The sequence below is a fragment of the Paraburkholderia heleia NBRC 101817 genome (assembly GCF_000739775.1).
Taxonomy (GTDB): domain Bacteria; phylum Pseudomonadota; class Gammaproteobacteria; order Burkholderiales; family Burkholderiaceae; genus Paraburkholderia; species Paraburkholderia heleia.
This window is the reverse complement of the sequence record NZ_BBJH01000030.1, coordinates 20,525-40,939: the sequence shown is the minus strand read 5'-3', so window position 1 is coordinate 40,939 and position 20,415 is coordinate 20,525. Positions and strand designations below refer to the sequence as shown.

The window sequence follows — 20,415 nt, the reverse complement described above, 5'->3', positions numbered from 1 at the left end:
GGAGCATGCGATGAGCGCGCCTGCCAATGCCGCCGGCGCAATTGCCGGCATCTACCCGATCCTCTATGCGTTCTTCGATCGCGATAACCGCCTCGACCGCGCCGCTATGCGGCGCCAGGTCGAAGCGGCCGTGCGCGGCGGCGCGCCGGGCATCGCCGTGCTCGGGCTCGCGACCGAGGTCAACAAGCTTTCGCGCACCGAACGCGAGCAGGTGATCGACTGGGCGCAGGAGGACAGCGGCGGCGCGTTGCCGCTTGTCGTCACGGTGACCGGTCCCACGGTGCAGGCGCAGCGCGAATTCGCGCAATACGCCATCGAGCGCGGCGCGGCATGGCTGATCCTGCAGCCTCCCGTGCGCGCCCGAGGCGAGCCTGCGCAACCCGAATCGTTCTATTTCGACTTCTTCGCTGGCGTGATGGCGGGGCTCGAGGTGACGGTCGGCATCCAGAACGCACCGGAGTATCTGGGCGTCGGGCTTTCGCCGGGCAGTTTGCGCGCGCTTGCTGCGCAATGCCCGAACTTTCGCGTGCTCAAGGGCGAAGGCCCGGCGGTGACGATCGCCGAAACGATCGCACAGATCGGCGACCTGATGCCCGTGCTCAACGGCCGCGGCGGCCTGGAATTGCTCGACAACCTGCGCGCCGGCTGCGCGGGCATGATCGTCGCGCCCGATTGCTTCGACTGGCAGCAGGAGGCTTACGAGGCGTATTGCTCAGGCGACGTCGAGCGCGCGCAACGCCTGTACCAGCAGGTGCTGCCCGCCATCGTATTCGTCATGCAGTCGCTCGATGCGCTGATTTGCTATGGCAAGCGCATTGCGGCGTGGCGCATGAGCATCGACGTCGACTATGAGCGCGACGTGAAGCTGGCGGCGAGCCGCTTCGGCCTCGAAGCCGCCCGGCGATTCGCGCGGCAACTGGGTCCGCTCGCCTGATCAGCGCGCATGCAGATGGGGCACGCCCTCGCTCGTCGCGACCTTGAGCTGATGCAGCGTCCGGTGCGCCTTGTTCAACTGGGCCTGCGCGGCAATGCGCTGCGCCTCCAGCTGCGCCACCTCCTTGCGCACCTGATGCTGGCGGCCCGTCACCGTCTGTTCCTGTTCCGCATGGCGCTGCAGATCGACACGCAGGCGTTCGGCCTGGGCCTCGGACTCCTCGATCTGCCGCGTGAGCTCCGCGTTTTGCGCGACGAGCTGGACGCGGCGCGTTTCGCCGTCGGCGAGGCGCGTGGCTTGCTCCTGCATCAGGTGAAATGCGGAGCCGGCCGCGTCGAGGTCGTTGGCTTTCAGCGCGCGCCACAGTACGCTTTCATGATGGAGCGCGACGAAGTAGCCGAGCGTGGGCGGATGGAAGAAGAGGCTGACCGTATAGGCAAAGCAGCGATAGACGCGAAAGGTCATCAACTCGTCGGCGGCGTGGAGCGCTTCGAACGCGGTGCCGTCGGCGATCTGCACCGGGCGGCCGTTCAGGTGCGCAGGCATGACCGGCACCGGATGGAGCGTGGAGACCGGCCGTGGGCCGCCGGCGCCTTCGGGCAACGCGGCTGCACCCGCGGCCGGCTCAGCGCGCGACTCGACCTCGACGGGAGTCTCGGACGGCGCAACGGTCGCCTCGGGCGCGGATTGTGGGACGCGGCTGGCGGCAACGCTGGCGGCGGCGCGCTGCGTCGCGGCATCGTGGGCCACGGCAAGGATTCGCGATGGCGCGCCGGAGAGCGCGGCGTTACGGCGGTTCAGAATGGATTTCACGGCGGTTCCCCCAGTTCGGCGCGCCAAAAACAGGGCGCTCCGCGCGCGGCAGCCTGGTACACAGGCGCCGGCGCGCAGGCAAACGGGGCGGGCGATGCGGATAGGCGCCGTCCGCTCCGGGTTCGCGTACTAGTGAAGCAGGCGAGGCCGGCGTGCAATATCGTCGAAGAGCGCACGGCCGGGCTCGAGCGCGAAAAGCCAGGTTTCGTCATAGCCGCTCAGCGTGTCGAGCGCGTCGCGCAAGCGCTCGATGACTACGGCGGGAATTTCCACGCACGCCTGGGTGGTGCCGGAAAGCCGTGCGATGCTGGCGTGCTGCACCAGTTCGTCGGCGGCTTCGGCCACGTCGGCCGCAAAGATGAGATGGTTGTTCAACAATTCGACAAGGCCCGGCGACGACGTGACATCTTCGACGTTGAGCTGCAGCGAAAGAAAGGTGGCTTTGTTCATTCCCGGATCCCTCAGGGCCATGGGACTGCAGCGAGAGGCCTTTCATCTGATTATCGGATGACGCGAGAACCAGTATAGGCGTTGACCCGCGCAAACGCAGGCCGGGCGAGCATGCCGGCGAAAAAAGGCGGCTGGAGCATGAACGATATAATGGGGGACGTTCGCCATTTCCGGCTTAGCTTCGGCTCAACTCGCGCGGAAGGTGGCGCGCAAGCGAACGCCTGCGGCCCGCCGCGCACTCCACATGCGTATTTTTTGTCATACGCGAGGACCAAGCGAGGAACAGCAAGATGAATCGACAACGGCGAAACCCGGGCGCGTATGCGGCGCTGGCCGCCCTCACGCTCGTCTGCAGCGCCTGTAGCAGCACCTTCACGCCCTGGGAAACCCAAAGCGCGCCCCCCATGTCCACGAGCGGCGTGCCCGCGGGCTACTACCGCGTCAATCCGGGCGACACGCTCTCGCGCGTGGCCGGGGCCTTCGGCCAGCGTCCCCAGGACATCGCGAGCTGGAACCAGCTGCCTTCCGCCAACGCCCAGATCCTGCCAGGCCAGGTGCTGCGCGTAGCGCCCCCGCCCAGTTACGCACCGGCTGCGCCGCAGGCGCAGATGCCCGGCGGCGCGCCCGCCGCCGCCGGCGTAGCCATGCCGGCTCCCGTTGCGCCCAGCATCGCGCTCGCATGGCCCGCGCGCGGGCCGATCCTGCAGCGTTTCGTGCCTGGCAAGTCGACCGGCATCGTGATCGGCGGCACGCCCGGCGAGGAGGTCAAGGCCGCCGCCGCGGGCCGCGTGGTCTACGCGGGCACGGGTATCGAGGCCTACGGGCCGCTCGTGATCATCAAGCACAACGACCAGGTCGTGACGGCTTATGGCCGCAACGGCAAGCTGCTCGTGAAGGAAGACGACGCCGTCTCACAAGGCCAGCCGATCGCGGAAATGGGCGCCGGCGGCGTTCAGTTCGAAGTCCGCAGCGACGGCAAGCCCGTCGATCCGCTGCCGCTGCTCGTGCACTAGGGCCCGGTCACGGCGAAAGCGCGCGCTGCGCCCGGCACGGCATTGCGCTGGGCCGCCGTTTGAAAATACACTCGATGGTTCCCACGCCGTGCGGCGCGCCCGACGAGGCGCGCGCCCGTGCGTTCCGCGCGTGCTTCAACCACGAGGATTTCATCGCAATGATCGACCTGCGCAGCGACACCGTCACCCGCCCGAGCGAAGCCATGCTCGCCGCCATGACCCGCGCCGAAACCGGCGACGACGTATGGGGCGACGACCCGACCGTGCTGCGCCTGCAGGCGCGCGTGGCGCAGGAGGCGGGCAAGGAAGCGGGACTCTTCTTCCCCAGCGGCACGCAGAGCAACCTCGCCGCGCTGATGGCGCATTGCGCGCGCGGCGACGAGTACATCGTCGGCCAGGCGGCGCACACCTATAAGTACGAGGGCGGCGGCGCGGCCGTGCTGGGCAGCATCCAGCCGCAGCCGCTCGACAACGCCGAAGACGGCTCGATCCCGCTCGAGCGCATTGCCGCGGCGATCAAGCCGCTCGACGACCACTTCGCGCGCACGCGTCTGCTCGCGCTTGAAAACACGATCGGCGGCAAGGTCCTGCCGGCAGACTACGTCGCAAAGGCCACGCAGCTCGCGCATGAGCGCGGGCTCGCCACGCATCTCGACGGGGCACGCGTGTACAACGCGGCGGTCGCTTCGGGCCAGCCGCTCGAGGCGCTCACGGCGGGCTTCGACTCGGTGTCGATCTGCTTTTCGAAGGGCTTGGGCACGCCGGTGGGGTCGGTGCTGGTGGGCAGCCGCGCGCTCATCGACGCCGCGCATCGCTGGCGCAAGGTGCTGGGCGGCGGCATGCGCCAGGCGGGCGTGCTCGCGGCCGCGTGCCTTTACGCGCTCGATTACAACGTCACGCGTCTCGCCGACGACCATGCGAACGCCGCGCGTCTCGCCGCCGGTCTCGCGCAGATCGAGCAGGTGAAGGTGATGTCGCAGGCCACGAATATGGTGTTCGTGCAGTTCCCGCAGGAACATTGCGCGCCGCTGGAGGCGTATCTCAAGGAGCGCGGCATCCTCACGCAGATGCTGTACGCGTCGCGCTTCGTCACGCACCTCGACGTGACGGCCGCCGATATCGACACGTTCGTGGCGGCGGTGAAGGGCTACTTCGCGCGATAAGCCGCCAGGCGGGCTGGCGAAGGCGCGCTTTTCGCGTGCGCCTTTGCCCTGAGACCTCAGGCTCGGCCGCCCACCGCCCACCGCCCACCGCCCGCATCACCGGCGCTGCACCGCCCGGTGCGACGGCGCGAACAGCCGCAGCCCGCTCGCAATGGCCGCCGCGCCCGCAAAGACGCAGCCAAGGCCCAGGGCGAGCGTCGGGCCGTGCCGGCCCACGATCCCGAAGCACAGCGCCACCAACGCCGCGCCCGTCGTCTGCCCGAGCAGACGCGAGACCGCGATGGTGCCGCTCGCGCCGCCGCTGCGCTCTGGCGGTGCGCTCGCCATGATCGCCCGCAGGTTGGGCGACTGGAAAAAGCCGAAGCCCGCGCCGCAGAGCGCCATGCGCACGACGATGTCCGTCACCGTGGGATGGGCGGGCAGCAGCGCCAGCGACGCCATGCCCGCCGAGAGAATGGCAAGCCCGATCGCACCGAGCAGGCCCGGCGGATAGCGGTCAGAGAGGCGCCCCGCAATGGGCGCGGCGGCAGCCACGACCACGGGCCAGGGCGTCATCAGGAAGCCGGTTTCCACCTGGCTGCGCATCAGCACGGTTTCGAAATAGAACGGCAGCGAGACGAACGCGAGACCCTGCGCCGCGAACGAGCAGATCGCGGTGACCGACGAAAGCGCGAAAACCGGCCGGCGGAACAGATCCACGGGCAGCATGGGCGCGGGATGCCCGGCCTCGCGCCGGATCAGCAGCGCGCCGAACACCAGCGCCACGACGGCCGCCATACCCACTTCCACGCCTGGCGCGCGCTGCGCGGCCTCGCCGAGCGCGAAGATCAGCGCCGCGAACGTGATGACATTGAGCACCGCCGCCACGGGATCGAAGGCGTGCGTGCCGCGCGCCGTCTGCGGCAGCGCGGGCAGCGCGAACACGAGCGCGAGCACGCCGAGCGGCACGTTGATCGCGAAGAGCCACGGCCAGGTGCCCGCGGAGAGGATCAGCGAGGCCATGGTCGGACCCACGGCGAACGAAACGCCCACGACCAGCGCGTTCATGCCGAGCCCGCGCCCGAGCCGGTGCGGCGGGTAGAGAAAGCGGATCAGCGCCGTGTTCACGCTCATGATGGCGCTCGCGCCGAGCCCCTGCAGCACGCGCGCTCCGGCGAGCGCGGTCAGCGTGGGCGCGAGCGCGCAGGCGAGCGAAGCGACCGTGAAGATCGCAAGGCCGCTGATATAGATGCGCCGGTGGCCGATGATGTCGCCAAGCGCGGCGAGCGGCAGCAGCGTGGCGACCATCGCGAGCTGGTACGCGTTGATGATCCACACCGAGGCGGCGGGTGCCGCGTGCAGGTCGGTGGCGATGGCGGGCAGCGCGGTGTTGGCGATGGCGGTGTCGAGTGTCGCGAGCGCGACGGCGAGCATCACCGCGCCCATGGCGCGGCGGTTTTTCGCCGGCATGGGCGCGTCGGGCGGCTCGGTATTGAGGGTATTGCGGGTTTCGCGCGCCGCGGGAAAGGTTTCGGACAAGACAGTTTCGGGCCGGTGGACGATGAAGGCTGCGGCGCGGGCCGCACGGGCGAATTCTGCGATTGTTACAGAGCCCGCCCGGTTTTGCAGGAGACGCTTCAGACCGTGGGCTGACTGTAAGGCTATGACCGGCGCTCAATGGCCATCGAATGTCGCCATATCGCAACTAACTGCCAAGCCCTTCACGCGTACGCGTGCCGCCGCGCTGCGCGCGCGGAATCGTCCGCATGGCTCCGCATGGCAAGCGATCGGGGCGCCAGGCAGGTTCCGCGTGCCTCGCGGCCGCGTTCCGTGCGCGGTTGGCGCGCCGCCGCACGGCATTTGAAAATGCACTACTCTGCAAATTGATCTGCGCTCGCTGGCGAGCGGCGCCGGCCCTTTGCGCCGCCGCCGATGCGTCATCGCCCCATTCCGCCGCGCGCGGCGCAGGCCGAGGACAACCGCGCGCCCTGCACCTTTGTGGGCGCGCCGCCATTTCCGGCGCTTTGCGTGGGACCGCACCAGGCGCTCTGCACTGGGTGCGGTCGACAGGAGTCAGTTGATGACAGCTATCGGTCTCGAGTTCGATCAGTTGCAAAGCAGCGTCGAAGCGCTGCGCCGTTCCCTCTCCAATCGCCTGATGTACGGCGTCGGCAAGGACGCCGTAACGGCACGTCCGCAGGACTGGCTGCACGCCGCGGCGCTCGCCGTGCGCGACCGGCTCGTCGAACGCTGGATGATCACCACGCGCCGCCAGTACGACCAGGACGTCAAACGCGTCTATTACCTGTCGATGGAATTTCTCATCGGCCGCACATTCTCGAACGCGCTGATCGCGCTCGGCATACACGACGAGATGAGAGAGGCGCTGGCGAGCGTGGGCGTCGACATGGACACGGTGCTCGACTACGAGCCCGACGCGGCACTCGGCAACGGCGGTCTCGGCCGGCTCGCAGCGTGCTTTCTCGATTCGATGGCGACGCTCGGCATTCCGGGCTTCGGTTATGGCATTCGCTACGACTACGGCATGTTCCGCCAGCAGATCGTGAACGGCGAACAGGTCGAAGCGCCCGACTACTGGCTGCGTTATGGCAATCCGTGGGAGTTTCCGCGGCCCGAGGTCCAGTATCCCGTGCATTTTGGCGGGCGCACCATGCAGCGCAACGGCCATGTCGAATGGGTCGACACGCAGCATGTGAACGCCATGGCCTACGACACGGTCATTCCCGGCTACGCCACGAGCGCGACCAACACGCTGCGGCTGTGGTCCGCGCGCGCGGATGAAGAACTCGACCTCTCGGCGTTCAACCAGGGCGACTATCAGCGCGCGGTGGAGGCGCGCAACATCTCCGAGAACGTCTCGCGACTGCTCTATCCCGACGACTCGACGATGGCCGGGCGCGAACTGCGTCTGCGCCAGGAATACTTCTTCGTTTCCGCGACGATGCAGGACCTGATTCGCCGCTACCTGCGCACGCACAGCACGTTCGGGCGCTTCTCCGAAAAGGTCGCGGTGCACCTGAACGACACGCACCCGGTGCTGGCCATTCCCGAGCTGATCCGCCTGCTCGTGGACGTGCATCATCTGCCGTGGGACGAAGCGATGGGCCACGTGCGCCACGTGTTCTCGTATACCAACCACACGCTGATGCCCGAAGCGCTGGAAACCTGGGACGTCGAACTATTGGCGCGCCTCTTGCCGCGCCACCTCGAAATCATTTTCGACATCAACGCGGCGTTCCTGCGCGAAGCGAGCGACCGCGGCGCGCACGACCTCGATCTGATCCGCCGCATCTCGCTCGTGGACGAATACGGCCAGCGCCGCGTGCGCATGGCCTATCTCGCGATCGTGGCTAGCCACAAGGTGAACGGTGTCTCGAAGTTGCACTCGCAACTGATGACGCGCGATATCTTCGCCGACTTCGCGCGTCTCTTTCCCAACCGTTTCACGAACGTGACCAACGGCATCACGCCGCGCCGCTGGCTCGCGCAGGCGAGCCCGCCGCTCGCGCACCTCGTGGACGAAGCGATCGGGCCGCGCTGGCGCAGCGATCTCTTCGAACTGGGCGCGCTGCGCAAGCTGCGCGGCGACGCTTCGTTCGAAGCCGCGTTCCGCGCGGCCAAGCGCAGCAACAAGGTGCGTCTCGCACATCGCGCCTTGCAGCGCACCGGCATCATCTTCAATCCCGACGCGCTGTTCGACATGCAGGTCAAGCGCATTCACGAATACAAGCGCCAGTTGCTCAACGTGCTGCACGTGATCACGCGCTACAACCGCATTGTCGAAGCGCCGGAGGGCGATTGGGTGCCGCGCGTCGTGCTGTTCGCGGGCAAGGCCGCGTCGGCCTACCGGATGGCGAAGATGATCATCCACCTCATCAACGACGTGGCCGCGAAGATCAACAACGATCCCGTGGTGGGCGACCGGCTCAAGGTGGTGTTCGTGCCGAACTACGGCGTGAGCGTGGCCGAGGTGCTGATTCCCGCGGCGGACCTTTCCGAGCAGATTTCGACGGCGGGCACCGAAGCCTCGGGCACCGGCAACATGAAGCTCGCACTCAACGGCGCGCTCACCATGGGCACGCTCGATGGCGCGAACATCGAGATCGGCGAGGCCGTGGGTCAGGACAACATCTTCATCTTCGGGCACACGTCCGACCAGGTCGACCAGCTGCGTTGCGCAGGCTACCGGCCGCGCCAGGTCTACGAGGAAAACGCCGAATTGCGCCGCGCGCTCGACCAGATCCGCACGGGCTTCTTCTCACCGCACGATCCGGCACGCTATACGGACATCTTCCATACGCTCGTGGACTGGGGCGACCACTACCTCGTGCTGGCCGACTACTCGGCCTTCATCGAGGCGCAGGATGCCGCCGACCAGCGCTTCATGGACGTGCCGGCGTGGACCGCGAGCGCGATCGAAAACGTGGCGGGGATGGGGCAATTCTCTTCGGACCGTGCGATCGCGGAATACGCCCGCGATATCTGGCACGTGAAGTCGATCGAGATGGAGTGAGGGGCGCGCTGCCCGCAGTGCTGCAGGCTGTGCTTCCGGCGGTATCAGGGCGCGGCGGGCCGCGTCGTGCCGCCCTCGGCCTGCGCCGCCTGCGCGGCCTTGGCGGTGCGCACGGCTTCCTGCACGCGTTCGAGGAATGCCGGGTCGAGGCTCGTGACCGCCTCGCGCGATTCTCCGCCCGTCACGACATAGAGCCGGTGCACGGCTTCCTGCCAGAGCCAGGCGAGCCAGCCCACGACGATCACCATCACGCCGCACGCGAGACCGGCCGCCGAGCCGAGCACGCCGCCCACGACAGCGCCTGCGGCGCCGAGCACGCTGATCGCGACCGGCACGACGCGGCTGCGCCGCCCAATGACGATGCGCACGTCCTCGATGTCACGCATGGGGAAGACCTGGCCGGCCGCTGAAAGCGCGTTGCGCGTGACCGAAACGGCGGCTTCGTTGAAAGGGAGTTCCATCGGTTCGATAGCTGCGAGGTGAGAGAGCGCAGCGTACCAGAAGCGGGGCCAGGGCGGGTCGGCGACGGACATAACGTCGCAGGCCGGACGCTTGCCGGATTGGGCAACGCGCCGAAGCCGGTATACTTGCGCGCTTTTATTGCTCCGTCACCACCAAGGATTTCCCATGAGCGCATTGCCACGCTGTCCGAAATGTAATTCCGAGTTCACCTACGAGGATGGGGACGTCTACGTCTGCCCGGAGTGTGCGCATGAATGGTCGAGGCAAGCCGCCGCGCCGGCAGAAGCAGCGGGCAAGGTGTATCGCGATTCGGCCGGCAATGTCCTTCAGGACGGGGATACCGTCACGGTCATCAAGGACTTGAAACTCAAGGGCTCGGGCGGCGTGATCAAGATGGGCACCAAAGTGAAGAATATCCGTCTGGTGGACAGCGACCACGATATCGATTGCAAGATAGATGGCTTCGGCGCCATGAGCCTCAAATCGGAATTCGTCAGAAAGGCGTGATGAGGGGCGTCGCGCATCAGTTGCGATGAACCAAAAAAAGCGGGGCATCCCAAGGGATGCCCCGTCCGGTAAGGCGCGCCCTGCAGCGTAGGCTGCCGCGCGCCGAGCAGAGCCGGCGCCATGAGCCGCCGGCTGCCGCTGTTGCGTGACGATGCTGCGTAATGCGGTTGCTGCGTAATGCGGCTGCTTAGAACTTGTGGCGGATACCGACGCGAACCGCGACTTGATCCTGCGAACCCGTGCCCGACGGCTGGAAAATGTTCGAGCCCGAGTCGCCGATCTGCGCCTGAACCTTCTGGCCGTTCGCGAGCGTGCCCGACGCGTCCTGGTACGACACCAGGCCGTACACGTCGGTGCGCTTGCTCAGCGCGTAGTCGAGCGATGCGTTGACCTGGTTCCAGTGAGCCGTCTGGCTGCCCGAGGTGCGCGAGTACGTGTAGCCGAGCGCAGCCGAGAGAGCCGGCGTGAAGGCGTACTTGCCGCCTGCTTCGTACGCGTTGTAGAGCGTCGACGAACCGGCGATCGGCGAGAGCAGCGTGTTGGTCCACAGGGCCCACAGCGTTGCGGGGCCGACGATGTAGCGGCCACCCACGCCGAACGAGCGCAGGTCGCGCAGCGTGCCCTGCGGCACGTTGGCGATCGTGGTCGAGGTCGACGGCGTGGTCTGGCCCGGATACGTCTGGTTAAAGTAGGCAGCGCCGAGGCTGAACGGACCGTAGCCGTAGTTTGCGCCGAAGCTGTACGCGCGCGACGAGCCGGCGATCGGGCTGGCCGCCGGGCCCGTTGCCGGTGCGCCGGCGAACGAGGTCGAGTTCGAGAAGCCGTACAACGCGCCGAACGTGAAGCCCGAGAAGTTCACGCTCTGGAACTTGACCGAGTTGTTGATGCGGCTCGACGTCAGCTGGTCGATGTCGTTGAAGTGGTAGGCCCAGTTACCCGACACCGTGTTGCCACCGGTCGAGTACTGCGAGCCGAGAATGTCCGTGTTGAGCGAGTATTGACGGCCGAACGTCAGCGAACCGATGTTCGATTGCGTCAGACCGACGAAAGCTTGACGGCCGAACATCGCGCCGCCCTGGCCTGCCGTGCCGTTACCGCTGTTGAAGCCGTTTTCGAGCACGAAGATCGCCTTCAGGCCGCCGCCCAGGTCTTCCGAGCCGCGCAGGCCCCAACGGCTGCCTTGGGCCACGCCGTCACCGTACGAGAACTGATGCGAGCTGCCATTCGTCCCGTTCGAGTTCTTCACGTTGCTGATGTAGTTCACACCGGCGTCGATAATGCCGTACAGCGTCACGCTGCTCTGTGCATGGGCAACGCCTGCGATCGAGGCAAGAATAGCGGTGGTCAGAATTTTCTTTTTCAACTGTTTCTCCGGGTAAAGGAAAGATGACTACTCCGGCCTCTTATGGGCCGGTCAATGCGACGGGCTGCAATTTAAGGGTCGATAACGAAAGGAATGTGACAGTAAGACTTTGTAGGGAAAATGTCGCCATTCTGTTGTGCGAATGCGACACATGGGTTGCGGCGGGGGTGAACGGCGCCGGAGGCTCGCTGTTACTGGCTTTGCGGCCGATTTCCCTGTCAATCTGAAAGGCCGGACTGCGGCAATCGGCCTTATAAAATTTTTTCCTAAGCTTTCTTCTATTCGCTGGTTAATGGATTTTTTGAATCTGGCTTCAAACTGGGCTTGATTTATCTCAAGGGCGCATTAACGGCCGATCAATGCGCGCTTTACATGGTCGATTGACATCGATTCACGAAAATTGAAAGTTAGTTAACCGAATTAATTTGAATGGCGGGAGACATCAATGAAAAAGGGCTCGCACTCATGATGCGAGCCCTGTTACGGTCAGGCGTTGCAGTTACAGCGAGAGAAGCGAGCCGCTGCGAATGGGCTTTTCGCCGGCAATGCGTGCGACTTCCATGCCGGCCATGGCGAAGCGCGCGCTATGCCGTGCGTACATCACGCCGCTCACGCCGGCGTGCAGCGTCGTCACGGTGTCGGCGAGCGGGTCGATGACATCGGCAATTGCCGCGCCGCGCTCCACCCACGTCCCGCAATCCACGCGAAACACGAGCACGCCGCTGGCAGGCGCCACGATCGGCTCCGTGCCCGCGAGCGGCGTGGCCGCATGGGCGAGCGGCGGCAGCGCCGCGGCGGTGCCTTCGATCACGCCGCGCCCGATCAGGTAGTCGACGATGGCTTGCGCGTCGTGCTCGGCGAGTTCGTGCGAGACGTCGCGTTGGCCGCGCAGCTCGACCGTTACCGAAATCGAGCCGTACGGAATGGGAAAGCGCGTGCCGAAGCGCTCGCGCAGCTCCGACCAGCAGAAGCTGTGAATCTCGTCGAACGGGTTGCCGATCGAGTTGAGCGCGAGGAGCGACGCCTTGGCGTCGAGATAGCGCGCGAGCGGCTCGACCTCGGGCCACAGTTCGGGGTTCGTGTAGATGTGCATGGCGGCTTCCCAGTCGCAATGCAGGTCCAGCACGATGTCGGCGTCGTACGAAAGGCGCTGGAGCGCGAGGCGCATCGAATCGAGTTCGGTTTTGGGCTGCTGCGCGGCCAGTGCTTCGCCCATGGCCGCGCGGATGGCCGTGCGGTTCGCGGCTTCGTCAGACCCGAGGCGCCCCTCGATGTTGGGCAGCACGAGCGCGGTGAGCTCGTGGAAATTGCGGTTGAAGTTCTGCGCCGTGTTCGACTCGAAGCGGCCGATCATGTGCCCGAGCCAGTGCTGATTCAGGCCCACGGGGTTGGGCACCGGCACGATCACGATCTCGCCGCGAAGGCGGCCCGCCGCTTCCAGTTCCGCGAGCTTGCGGCGCAGCACCCACGAGACGAGCATGCCCGGCAACTCGTCGGCGTGCAGCGAGGACTGGATGTAGACCTTGGGACCGCCGGCTTTGCCGTAGTGGAAACTGGCAAGTTCCCGCGCGGTACCGAGGGCGGGCGCGATCAACGGGTGGTTTCGGGTTTGCATGATAGATGCGCGAGGCGCGGCGGCCCGCAAAAGGTAATGGAGTGAACGATGGTCCCATAAGCACATGCAGGGGACCGTAGACCGATCTTAGCCGATTCGACGCGCCGCCGGAACCAGCGCGCCCGCGCGCGCCTGCGGTATCGTCAATCAATACGGAATCCGAAACAAGATGCCGGAAAAGAAAAAGCCCGGACACAAGGCCCGGGCTTCGCGCGCCGCGATGCGGTGCTTAGCTGCCGTACACGTCGAAGTCGAAGTACTTGGCTTCGATCTTCTTGTACGTGCCGTCCTTGATCATGTCGGCGATAGCCTTGTCGATCTTCGTCTTCAGGTCGGCGTCTTCCTTGCGCAGGCCGATAGCGGCGGCACCCGTCGGGATTTCCTTGCCGGCGAACTGGAAACCGGCGCCGCGCGGCGTCTTCAGGAAGCCCAGATCCGCTTGCACTTCATCCTGCAGCGCGGCGTCCAGACGGCCCGAGATCAGGTCGGCGTAGACCTGGTCCTGGTTCTGGTAAGGAACGACGTTCACGCCCTTGGGCGCCCAGTTTTCCTTCGCGTAGGTTTCCTGGATCGTGCCTTGCTCGACGCCAACCGACTTGCCCTTGAGCGAGTCGGCCGTCGGGGCGAGGCTCGAGCCCTTCTTGGCGACGAGGCGCGTCGGCGTGTTGAACAGCTTCGCCGAGAAGGCGATCTGCTGCTCACGCTGCGGGGTGATCGTCATCGACGAGAGTACGCCGTCGAACTTCTTGGCCTTCAGGCCCGGGATCATGCCGTCGAAGTCTTGCTCGACCCACACGCACTTGGCGTTCAGGCGCTTGCAGATTTCGTTGCCGAGGTCGATGTCGAAGCCGACCAGCTTGCCATCGGGTGCTTTGGATTCGAACGGTGCGTAGCTGGCGTCAACGCCGAAACGCACGGTGGACCAGTCCTTCGCATGGGCGACGCCGGCCGAGACGGCGAGCATGGCAACCGTGAGGGTGGCAAGCAGTTTCTTCACTATGGGTACTCCTCTAGATGGTTCAGGGCGCGCCGCGTGCGGTTGTGCCGCCATGGCGCATTCACCGGCGCGGCTCGCGCCGGATTATTGTTGGACCCGCCAGCCTGCGGCCAGCGAAGCGCGCGCAAGCTTACCAGGTCAAAATTGCTGCGTCGCTAGTGTAATACCGGATAGCGGGAAAGGGACTCGCCAAGTGTACGCCCGTGCGCTTGTACGATTTAACCCGGAGCCTTGTTGGGCAAGGTGTGCAGGCCAATGCAGAGGGGCCGCTGCGGGGTTCCCGGGATGGGTTGCGCGATGCTCTGCCGCAACAGTCGGAAGAATGCGATGTCATGCGCCCGAGACATCGTCAACGATATGAAGGGAGGCTGAAACCGAATCGACGGCGCGCGCCGTTGGCCCTCCGCCATGACGGGGCTGGATCGCGCGCCGTTTTGTTGTGGTGCAGCAAATGCATCGGCTGCACCGCGTGGATGACGTCAGACCACGCGCACGCCCGCGCGCCATGTCGCGCGCGGCACGGGCAGCGAATCGAGCATCGTCACCCGCACGAAGTCCGCGCGCAGCCCCGGCTCGATCGCGCCGCGGTCGTGCAGGCCCGACTTGCTGGCGGGCTCCCACGAGACCGTGGCGAGCGCGCGCGGCAGCGTCCAGTCGGCCCCGGTCACGAGGTCGAACGCGGCGGTCAGGAGGCTCGACGGCACGTAGTCCGACGAGAGGATGTCGAGCAAACCGGCCTGCGCCAGTTCCAGCGCCGAGACGTTGCCCGAGTGCGAGCCGCCGCGCACCACGTTCGGCGCACCCATGATCGTCGCGATGCCGCGCTTTTTCGCTTCCTCGGCGGCCACGCGCGTGGTCGGGAATTCGGCGAGCACGATGCCTTCGGCAGCGGCCTGCTCGACGTGCTCCACGAGCGTGTCGTCGTGGCTCGCGAGCGGGATGTTGCGTGCACGGCAGCGCTGCACGATTTCGAGGCGGTGCGCGTCGGCGTAGCGCTCCTGCTCGGTGGCCATTTCCGCGAGCATGGTGTTGGTCTGCTCGTCAGTCCACTTGCCATGGCGCTCCTGGAAGCGGCGCCATTGCGCGCGGTCGTGCCACTGGCGCTGGCCGGGCGTATGGTCCATCACCGAGGCGAGGCGCAGCAGCGGGTGGCCGCTGAGCGTATCGAACAGCTCGATGACGTCTTCGGTGGCGATTTCGCAGCGCAGGTGCAGGAAGTGCTCGGCGCGCAGCAGGTTGCGCTCTGAGAAGCGTGTGAGCGCCCTGGCGCTCGCGAGCTGCACGTCGCGGCCGCGCACGCCCACGGCCAGGCGCGTGCCGATGGCGAGCGCGTCGAATACCGTGGTGATGCCGGCGGCGGCGATCTGCGCGTCGTGAATGACGAATGCGGCGTCGGTGTTCCAGTGCACGCCGGGGCGCGGCGCGAGGTGCTTTTCCAGGTTGTCGGTGTGCAGTTCGACGAGACCGGGCAGCAGGAAGTCGCCGTCCCAGTCTTCGGCTTCGGGCGCGGCGGTCGAGCCGCGCGAGATGTCGCGGATCTTGCCGTCTGCCATGCTTAGCGTGCCGGTGAAAACTTCGTCTCGCGTCACGATGCGAGCGTTCTTGATCAACATCGTCAGGCTCCGTATCAGATATCGGGTTGCGCGGTTCAGGCGGGATTCAGGCTGCGGCGCCGAGCGGCGCTTGCGCGCGCGGCGCGCTGAGTTCGAGTACGCGCGTAGCGACGCGCCCGCGCGTGTCTTCGTCGTGGAATACGCCGACGATCGCGGCGCCCCGCTCGCGCGCCTCGCCAATCAGGCTCGCGACGAGTTCGCGGTTTTCCGCGTCGAGCGAGGCCGTGGGTTCGTCGAGCAACAGCACGCGGTGCTGCGCGATCAAGCCCCGCGCGATGTTTACGCGCTGCTGCTCGCCGCCCGAAAACGTGGCGGGCGCGAGCGGCCAGAGGCGCTGAGGCACGTTCAGGCGTGCCAGCAGAGTTTGCGCGCGCTCGCGTGCCTCGCCTTCCTCCACGCCGCGCGAAACGAGCGGTGCAGCTACGATGTCGAGCGCGCTCACGCGCGGAATCACGCGCAGAAACTGGCTCACGTAGCCCACCACGTTGCGGCGCAGGCGCAGGATGTCGTGGGGCGCTGCGCCCGTGATTTCCCGATGCTCGAGCGGCGCGCCTTCGTCGCGGATCGCGATGGACCCGCCGCTCGCGAGATAGTTGCCGTACAGGCAGCGCAAGAACGTGCTTTTGCCCGCGCCCGAGGGGCCGACCAGCACGATGCATTCGCCGCGCTCCACGTCGAGCGACACGCCCGCGAGCGCCTCGATGCCGATGCCGCCCTGTCCGTGCAGCGTGAAGGTCTTGCGCACGTCTTCGGCGCGCAGCATGAGCGCCGGTCTTTCGAGGAACGCGCGCGTGCCAGGTGATGAGTTCAGAGTCATGTCTTTCATCCTAGACCGGTAGCACCGATGCCACCAGCGTCTGCGTATAGGGGTGTTGCGGGTCGTCCAGCACCTGGTCGGTCAGGCCCGCTTCGACCACCGTGCCGCCTTGCATCACCATCAAGCGATGCGCGAGCAGGCGTGCCACGCCGATGTCGTGCGTGACGATCAGCACCGAAAGATGCAGGTGGGTCGTGAGCGTGCGCAGCAGGTCGAGCAGGCGCGCCTGCACGGACACGTCGAGACCCGCCGTGGGCTCGTCCATGAAGACGAGGCGCGGTCCCGTGACGAGATTGCGCGCGATTTGCAGGCGCTGCTGCATGCCGCCCGAAAACGCCGAGGGCAATTCGTCGATGCGCTGGGCGTCCAGTTCCACACGCTGCATCCATTGCTGCGCCGCATGGCGGATTTGCCCATAGTGGCGTGCGCCCACGGCCATCAGCGGCTCGCCGATATTGGCGCCCGCAGAAACGCCCGCGCGCAGCCCGTCGCGCGGATTCTGCTGCACGAAGCCCCATTCGGTGCGCGCAAGCAGGCGCCGGCGCGGCTCGGAAAGCGTGCGCAGGTCGAGCGTTTCGCCGTTCGCGTTCGTATAGTGCAGCGTGCCCGAATCGGACCCGGTGCGCAGCGCGAGCGTGTTGAGCAGCGTGGTCTTGCCCGAGCCCGATTCGCCGACGATGCACAGCACCTCGCCGGGATACAGGTCGAAGCTCACGTCGCGGCAGCCGTTGCGGCCGCCGTACTGCTTCGTGAGCGATCTTGCGCTTAGCAGCGGCGTCATGCCTGTTCTCCTGCTTCGTTCGTTGCGTGCGCATCGATCTGTTCGCGCCGGTCGTGGCAGTAGTCGCTGTCCGAACACACGAACATGCGTTTGCCTGCGTCGTCGACGATCATCTCGTCGAGGAAGCTCTCGTGCGAGCCGCACAGGGCGCACGCATGCTCCCAGCGCTGCACTTCGAAGGGATGGTCGTCGAAGTCGAGGCTCTTCACCGGCGTGTACGGCGGAATGGCGTAGATGCGGCGCTCGCGGCCCGCGCCGAACAACTGCAGTGCGGCATTCATATGCAGCTTGGGGTTGTCGAACTTCGGAATCGGCGAGGGCGACGTCAGATAACGGCTGTTCACGGTCACCGGGTAGTCGTACGTCGTGGCGATGCTGCCGTGCTGCACGATGTCCTCATAGAGCTTCACGCTGATGAGACCATAGTCGGCCAGCGCATGCAGCTTCTTGCATTCGGCCACGCGCGGCTCGAGCCGGAACAGCGGCTCGGGCATCGGCACCTGATACACGAGGATCTGCTTGTCCGTGAGCGGCGTTTCGGGAATGCGGTGCCGCGTCTGGACGATCGACGCCTCGCTCGTGCGCCGCGTGGTGGCGACACCCGTGGTGCGCGCGAAGAAGCGGCGGATGTTCACGGCGTTCGTGGTGTCGTCCGAGCCCTGGTCGATCACCTTGAGCGTGTCCTTCGCGCCGATGATCGCCGCCGTCACCTGGATGCCGCCCGTGCCCCAGCCATACGGCAGCGGCATTTCGCGCGAGGCGAACGGCACCTGGTAGCCGGGCACGGCCACGGCCTTGAGGAGCGCGCGGCGCAGCATGCGCTTGGTCTGCTCGTCGAGGTACGCGAAGTTGTAGCCTGAGACGGCCTGCGTTTCGTGCGACGCGACTTCGGCTGCGGTGGATGGCAAGGTATCGGGCGCGTTCATGCGGCCTCCCTGTTTTGCTCGCCGACATCTGCATCTGCATCTGCATCTGCATCGGCGCCGGTGCTGCTTTCGTGCTGCGCGCGCAGCTTGCGCACGAGTTCCAGCTCAGCCTGGAAGTCCACGTAGTGCGGCAGCTTCAGGTGTTGTACGAAGCCCGAGGCTTCCACGTTATCGCTGTGCGAGAGCATGAATTCGATGTCCTGAGTCGGCGAGGCGATCGTCTCGCCCAGCTCCTCGGCGCGCAGCGCGCGATCCACCAGCGCCATCGCCATGGCCTTGCGTTCCGCGTGGCCGAACGCGAGACCGTAGCCTTGCGTGAATTGCGGCGGCACGTCTTTCGCGCCCGCGAACTGGTTGATCATCTGGCACTCGGTCAAGTCGATTTCGCCGATTTCCACGGCTTCATCGAGTTCGTCCAGCACCATTTCTACGCAGACCGAACCAAAGCGGATCTCGCCGGCGAACGGGTGCGAATGCGCGTAGCCGCGTTGCGTGGCATAGCCCATTGCGAGCAGGAAGCCCTCGTCGCCGCGCGCGAGATTCTGCAGGCGCACGGTGCGGTCGGCGGGAAACGCGAGCGGCTCGCGCGAGAGGTCGCCGGGCTCGCGCGCCTGCGGCGAGCGCTTTTCCTGCTCGATCAGGCCTTCCTTGTCGAGCAGGGAGACCACGCGCGGCATCGCTTCTTCGCGCGGGGTGGCTCGCGGTGCGCGAGGCGTGGCGCTCGCGGCATCGTCGTCTTCGGCGAGCAGCGCGAAGTCGAGCAGACGCTGCGTGTAATCGTAGGTCGCGCCGAGCACCTGGCCGCCGGGCACGTCCTTGAAGGTGGCGGAAATGCGGCGCTCCACCACCATGTTTTCCGTTTCGACCGGCTGCGTGTAGCCAAAACGCGGCAGCGTGGTGCGATACGCGCGCAACAGAAAGATCGCTTCGACGAGATCGCCCGCGGCCTGCTTGATCGCGAGCGCGGCAAGCTCTTCGTCGTAGACCGAACCTTCGGCCATCACACGCGCCACGGCCAGCCGCATCTGCTCGCGGATCTGCGTGACGCTCAGCCCGGGCACGCGCGTATCGCCGCGGCGCGCCTCGTCGAGCAGACGCCACGACGCTTCGATGGCGCGCTCTCCTCCTTTGACGGCGACGTACATCAGTGCATCTCCACGAGAGTGGTGCGCGGCAGGCCCATCAGGCGCTCGCCGCACACGAGATAGAAGTCGATGCCGCACGGGAAGTGCGGCGCGAGGGCGGCGCGTTCGCGCCAGAAGCGCTCGGGCAGGCCGACGGGCGCGATGCTGCAGGTCGTTTCGATGCCGGGGCCGCGCAGCGTAAGCGGTGCGCCGCCGGCGAGCGAATCGACCCGTACGAACACCGTGGCCGATTGCTCCGGCGACTCGGGCGTGCCGGTCGCGAAGTCTTCGAGCGGCGGCAGTGCGGCCGCGTCGTGCACATAGGCGAACGCGGCTTCGCGCGCTTGCTGTGCAAGCGGCGCGCCTGCGTGAAAGCGCAGCGCGGCTGCGAGTGCGGCGTCGACCTGAGCGAGCCACACGGGTGTGGCGTAGTCTGCGAGCGCGAGCAGCGAGGCGAAGGCGGCGAGGCCGGCGCGCGCGGGGGAGGCGCCCGTCGCCGTGGCTGCCGGCAACGGCGTTTCGATCACGCCGATCGTGCCGGGGCGCGCGAGCGTGTCGAGCAGCGTGCGGAACACGGTCTGCGTGTCGTGAACCGGATCGCTAAAGCCGGGCGCGAGCGCCGCGAGCAAATCGGGCGTCATGGCATTGCGTTGGTCGCTCATGCGTCACCTCGGACCATCGTGAAGAACTCGACCCGCGTGCTGGCGGCGTCGGCGCGGCGCGCGTCGCGTCGTGCGGCAAGACGCGCGGCAAGCGGCTCGATCAACCGGGCGTGCAGCTGGTCGTGGCGCGCGGGGAGTTGCAGCAGCGCATCGGCGAGCGCGGCCAGTTCGGCGCGGCGTTTGTCGCGGCCCAGATGGCAGGCCACGCCGACCGGGCCGGGCTGGCTTGCACCGCCGCCTTCGGTGCCCGAGGCGCGCAGGCGCAGCGTGGCGCGCGTGACGGTGGCTTCGCCCAGGTTGAAGGCGTCGCCGGTGCCGCCAATGCGCCCGCGTACCATGGCCAGTCCGGTTTGTGGTGGACGCAGCCAGTCGAAAGCGGGCTCGGGCGCACCGGCGAGCGCGGCGTTCAGCGCCGCTTCGAGCTCGGCGCGTGGGGTGTGCGCGAGAACGGCCATCCATGCGCGCCGGGTCGCCGGTGCGCAGGATGGGGTAGAGGAAGCGTTCATCGGAGTTCCTGTGTCGTGAACGGGGAGAACGGACGTGACAACTGCGCCTCTTGAACAACCTTGTCTGGACCTCGATTGAACCATCTATTCATCTAAACGTCTAGACGTTTATAGATGCAGTCATCTAATGCAGGCGCAAGGAAGGTTTTCATATTT

19 protein-coding genes are annotated in these 20,415 nt (G+C 66.6%); 5 read left to right on the top strand and 14 right to left on the bottom strand.

The genetic code is table 11. The features are described from left to right. Positions 1-10: 10 nt before the first annotated feature. The gene (locus tag BHE01S_RS23740) at positions 11-934 is read left to right on the top strand and encodes a dihydrodipicolinate synthase family protein (protein WP_245639842.1); all 924 of its coding nucleotides are present in this window, start codon (positions 11-13) and stop codon (positions 932-934) included. Here the strand turns inward: BHE01S_RS23740 and BHE01S_RS23735 are convergent, their stop codons facing one another. Together BHE01S_RS23735 and BHE01S_RS23730 are read right to left on the bottom strand one after the other, a co-directional pair. Continuing rightward, the gene (locus BHE01S_RS23735) at positions 935-1,747 is read right to left on the bottom strand and encodes a DUF2968 domain-containing protein (RefSeq protein ID WP_042268389.1); all 813 of its coding nucleotides are present in this window, start codon (positions 1,745-1,747) and stop codon (positions 935-937) included. A 129-nt stretch (positions 1,748-1,876) separates the two neighbouring features. Then, positions 1,877-2,197 (bottom strand): hypothetical protein, encoded by a 321-nt coding sequence (locus BHE01S_RS23730; RefSeq protein ID WP_042268387.1) that lies wholly within the window; start codon positions 2,195-2,197, stop codon positions 1,877-1,879. A gap of 290 nt (positions 2,198-2,487) precedes the next feature. On the opposite strand from BHE01S_RS23730, the gene BHE01S_RS23725 reads away from it, so the two are divergent. Then, on the top strand, positions 2,488-3,210 hold the full coding sequence (locus BHE01S_RS23725) for a peptidoglycan DD-metalloendopeptidase family protein (RefSeq protein WP_042268385.1): 723 nt from the start codon (positions 2,488-2,490) through the stop codon (positions 3,208-3,210). A gap of 158 nt (positions 3,211-3,368) precedes the next feature. Continuing rightward, positions 3,369-4,373, top strand: coding sequence for a low-specificity L-threonine aldolase (ltaE, locus tag BHE01S_RS23720; RefSeq protein ID WP_042268558.1), 1,005 nt, complete (start codon positions 3,369-3,371; stop codon positions 4,371-4,373). Positions 4,374-4,469: 96 nt separating this feature from the next. On the opposite strand, the gene BHE01S_RS23715 is transcribed toward ltaE, so the two are convergent. Further along, on the bottom strand, positions 4,470-5,822 hold the full coding sequence (locus BHE01S_RS23715; protein WP_084069158.1) for an MFS transporter: 1,353 nt from the start codon (positions 5,820-5,822) through the stop codon (positions 4,470-4,472). A gap of 610 nt (positions 5,823-6,432) precedes the next feature. On the opposite strand from BHE01S_RS23715, the gene BHE01S_RS23710 reads away from it, so the two are divergent. Beyond that, positions 6,433-8,886 (top strand): glycogen/starch/alpha-glucan phosphorylase, encoded by a 2,454-nt coding sequence (locus BHE01S_RS23710; RefSeq protein WP_042268382.1) that lies wholly within the window; start codon positions 6,433-6,435, stop codon positions 8,884-8,886. A gap of 44 nt (positions 8,887-8,930) precedes the next feature. Here the strand turns inward: BHE01S_RS23710 and BHE01S_RS23705 are convergent, their stop codons facing one another. Continuing rightward, positions 8,931-9,347 carry a DUF6232 family protein gene (locus tag BHE01S_RS23705; RefSeq protein WP_042268380.1) on the bottom strand — a complete coding sequence of 139 codons (417 nt, stop codon included), beginning with the start codon at positions 9,345-9,347 and terminating at the stop codon, positions 8,931-8,933. Between the two features lie 166 nt (positions 9,348-9,513). On the opposite strand from BHE01S_RS23705, the gene BHE01S_RS23700 reads away from it, so the two are divergent. After that, positions 9,514-9,855 carry a zinc ribbon domain-containing protein YjdM gene (locus tag BHE01S_RS23700; protein ID WP_042268377.1) on the top strand — a complete coding sequence of 114 codons (342 nt, stop codon included), beginning with the start codon at positions 9,514-9,516 and terminating at the stop codon, positions 9,853-9,855. A gap of 187 nt (positions 9,856-10,042) precedes the next feature. On the opposite strand, the gene BHE01S_RS23695 is transcribed toward BHE01S_RS23700, so the two are convergent. From BHE01S_RS23695 to phnG, 10 genes are all read right to left on the bottom strand, one after another. Continuing rightward, the gene (locus BHE01S_RS23695; protein WP_042268375.1) at positions 10,043-11,218 is read right to left on the bottom strand and encodes a porin; all 1,176 of its coding nucleotides are present in this window, start codon (positions 11,216-11,218) and stop codon (positions 10,043-10,045) included. Between the two features lie 499 nt (positions 11,219-11,717). Next, entirely contained in the window at positions 11,718-12,833 is a 1,116-nt protein-coding gene (locus BHE01S_RS23690; protein WP_042268372.1) for a succinylglutamate desuccinylase/aspartoacylase family protein, read from the bottom strand. Positions 12,834-13,062: 229 nt separating this feature from the next. Then, positions 13,063-13,830: an ABC transporter substrate-binding protein gene (locus tag BHE01S_RS23685; protein WP_042268370.1), complete on the bottom strand. Its 768-nt coding sequence runs from the start codon at positions 13,828-13,830 to the stop codon at positions 13,063-13,065. A 479-nt stretch (positions 13,831-14,309) separates the two neighbouring features. Then, entirely contained in the window at positions 14,310-15,443 is a 1,134-nt protein-coding gene (locus BHE01S_RS23675; protein ID WP_042268365.1) for an alpha-D-ribose 1-methylphosphonate 5-triphosphate diphosphatase, read from the bottom strand. 46 nt (positions 15,444-15,489) lie between these two features. Next, on the bottom strand, positions 15,490-16,260 hold the full coding sequence (gene phnL, locus BHE01S_RS23670) for a phosphonate C-P lyase system protein PhnL (protein WP_167337706.1): 771 nt from the start codon (positions 16,258-16,260) through the stop codon (positions 15,490-15,492). A gap of 10 nt (positions 16,261-16,270) precedes the next feature. Further along, positions 16,271-17,041 (bottom strand): phosphonate C-P lyase system protein PhnK, encoded by a 771-nt coding sequence (gene phnK / locus BHE01S_RS23665; RefSeq protein WP_042268361.1) that lies wholly within the window; start codon positions 17,039-17,041, stop codon positions 16,271-16,273. Further along, positions 17,038-17,967, bottom strand: coding sequence for an alpha-D-ribose 1-methylphosphonate 5-phosphate C-P-lyase PhnJ (locus tag BHE01S_RS23660; protein WP_042268358.1), 930 nt, complete (start codon positions 17,965-17,967; stop codon positions 17,038-17,040). The genes phnK and BHE01S_RS23660 overlap by 4 nt, the downstream gene beginning before the upstream one ends. Then, positions 17,964-19,112 carry a carbon-phosphorus lyase complex subunit PhnI gene (locus tag BHE01S_RS23655; protein WP_042268357.1) on the bottom strand — a complete coding sequence of 383 codons (1,149 nt, stop codon included), beginning with the start codon at positions 19,110-19,112 and terminating at the stop codon, positions 17,964-17,966. The genes BHE01S_RS23660 and BHE01S_RS23655 overlap by 4 nt, the downstream gene beginning before the upstream one ends. After that, positions 19,112-19,753, bottom strand: coding sequence for a phosphonate C-P lyase system protein PhnH (gene phnH, locus BHE01S_RS23650; protein ID WP_042268355.1), 642 nt, complete (start codon positions 19,751-19,753; stop codon positions 19,112-19,114). Before phnH ends, BHE01S_RS23655 begins: the two co-directional genes overlap by 1 nt. Then, positions 19,750-20,259, bottom strand: a complete 510-nt coding sequence (gene phnG, locus BHE01S_RS23645) for a phosphonate C-P lyase system protein PhnG (protein WP_042268354.1) — start codon at positions 20,257-20,259, stop codon at positions 19,750-19,752. Before phnG ends, phnH begins: the two co-directional genes overlap by 4 nt. Between the last annotated feature and the right edge of the window lie 156 nt (positions 20,260-20,415).

Bases quoted from the DNA above. Each gene is read 5' to 3' on its own strand.
- phnL (WP_167337706.1), bottom strand. From the start codon at position 16,260: ATGACTCTGAACTCATCACCTGGCACGCGCGCGTTCCTCGAAAGACCG.
- BHE01S_RS23700 (WP_042268377.1), top strand. From the start codon at position 9,514: ATGAGCGCATTGCCACGCTGTCCGAAATGTAATTCCGAGTTCACCTAC.
- BHE01S_RS23690 (WP_042268372.1), bottom strand. From the start codon at position 12,833: ATGCAAACCCGAAACCACCCGTTGATCGCGCCCGCCCTCGGTACCGCG.
- BHE01S_RS23705 (WP_042268380.1), bottom strand. From the start codon at position 9,347: ATGGAACTCCCTTTCAACGAAGCCGCCGTTTCGGTCACGCGCAACGCG.
- BHE01S_RS23675 (WP_042268365.1), bottom strand. From the start codon at position 15,443: ATGTTGATCAAGAACGCTCGCATCGTGACGCGAGACGAAGTTTTCACC.
- BHE01S_RS23730 (WP_042268387.1), bottom strand. From the start codon at position 2,197: ATGAACAAAGCCACCTTTCTTTCGCTGCAGCTCAACGTCGAAGATGTC.
- BHE01S_RS23710 (WP_042268382.1), top strand. From the start codon at position 6,433: ATGACAGCTATCGGTCTCGAGTTCGATCAGTTGCAAAGCAGCGTCGAA.
- BHE01S_RS23740 (WP_245639842.1), top strand. From the start codon at position 11: ATGAGCGCGCCTGCCAATGCCGCCGGCGCAATTGCCGGCATCTACCCG.
- phnG (WP_042268354.1), bottom strand. From the start codon at position 20,259: ATGAACGCTTCCTCTACCCCATCCTGCGCACCGGCGACCCGGCGCGCA.
- ltaE (WP_042268558.1), top strand. From the start codon at position 3,369: ATGATCGACCTGCGCAGCGACACCGTCACCCGCCCGAGCGAAGCCATG.
- BHE01S_RS23715 (WP_084069158.1), bottom strand. From the start codon at position 5,822: ATGCCGGCGAAAAACCGCCGCGCCATGGGCGCGGTGATGCTCGCCGTC.
- BHE01S_RS23655 (WP_042268357.1), bottom strand. From the start codon at position 19,112: ATGTACGTCGCCGTCAAAGGAGGAGAGCGCGCCATCGAAGCGTCGTGG.
- phnK (WP_042268361.1), bottom strand. From the start codon at position 17,041: ATGACGCCGCTGCTAAGCGCAAGATCGCTCACGAAGCAGTACGGCGGC.
- BHE01S_RS23660 (WP_042268358.1), bottom strand. From the start codon at position 17,967: ATGAACGCGCCCGATACCTTGCCATCCACCGCAGCCGAAGTCGCGTCG.
- BHE01S_RS23725 (WP_042268385.1), top strand. From the start codon at position 2,488: ATGAATCGACAACGGCGAAACCCGGGCGCGTATGCGGCGCTGGCCGCC.
- phnH (WP_042268355.1), bottom strand. From the start codon at position 19,753: ATGAGCGACCAACGCAATGCCATGACGCCCGATTTGCTCGCGGCGCTC.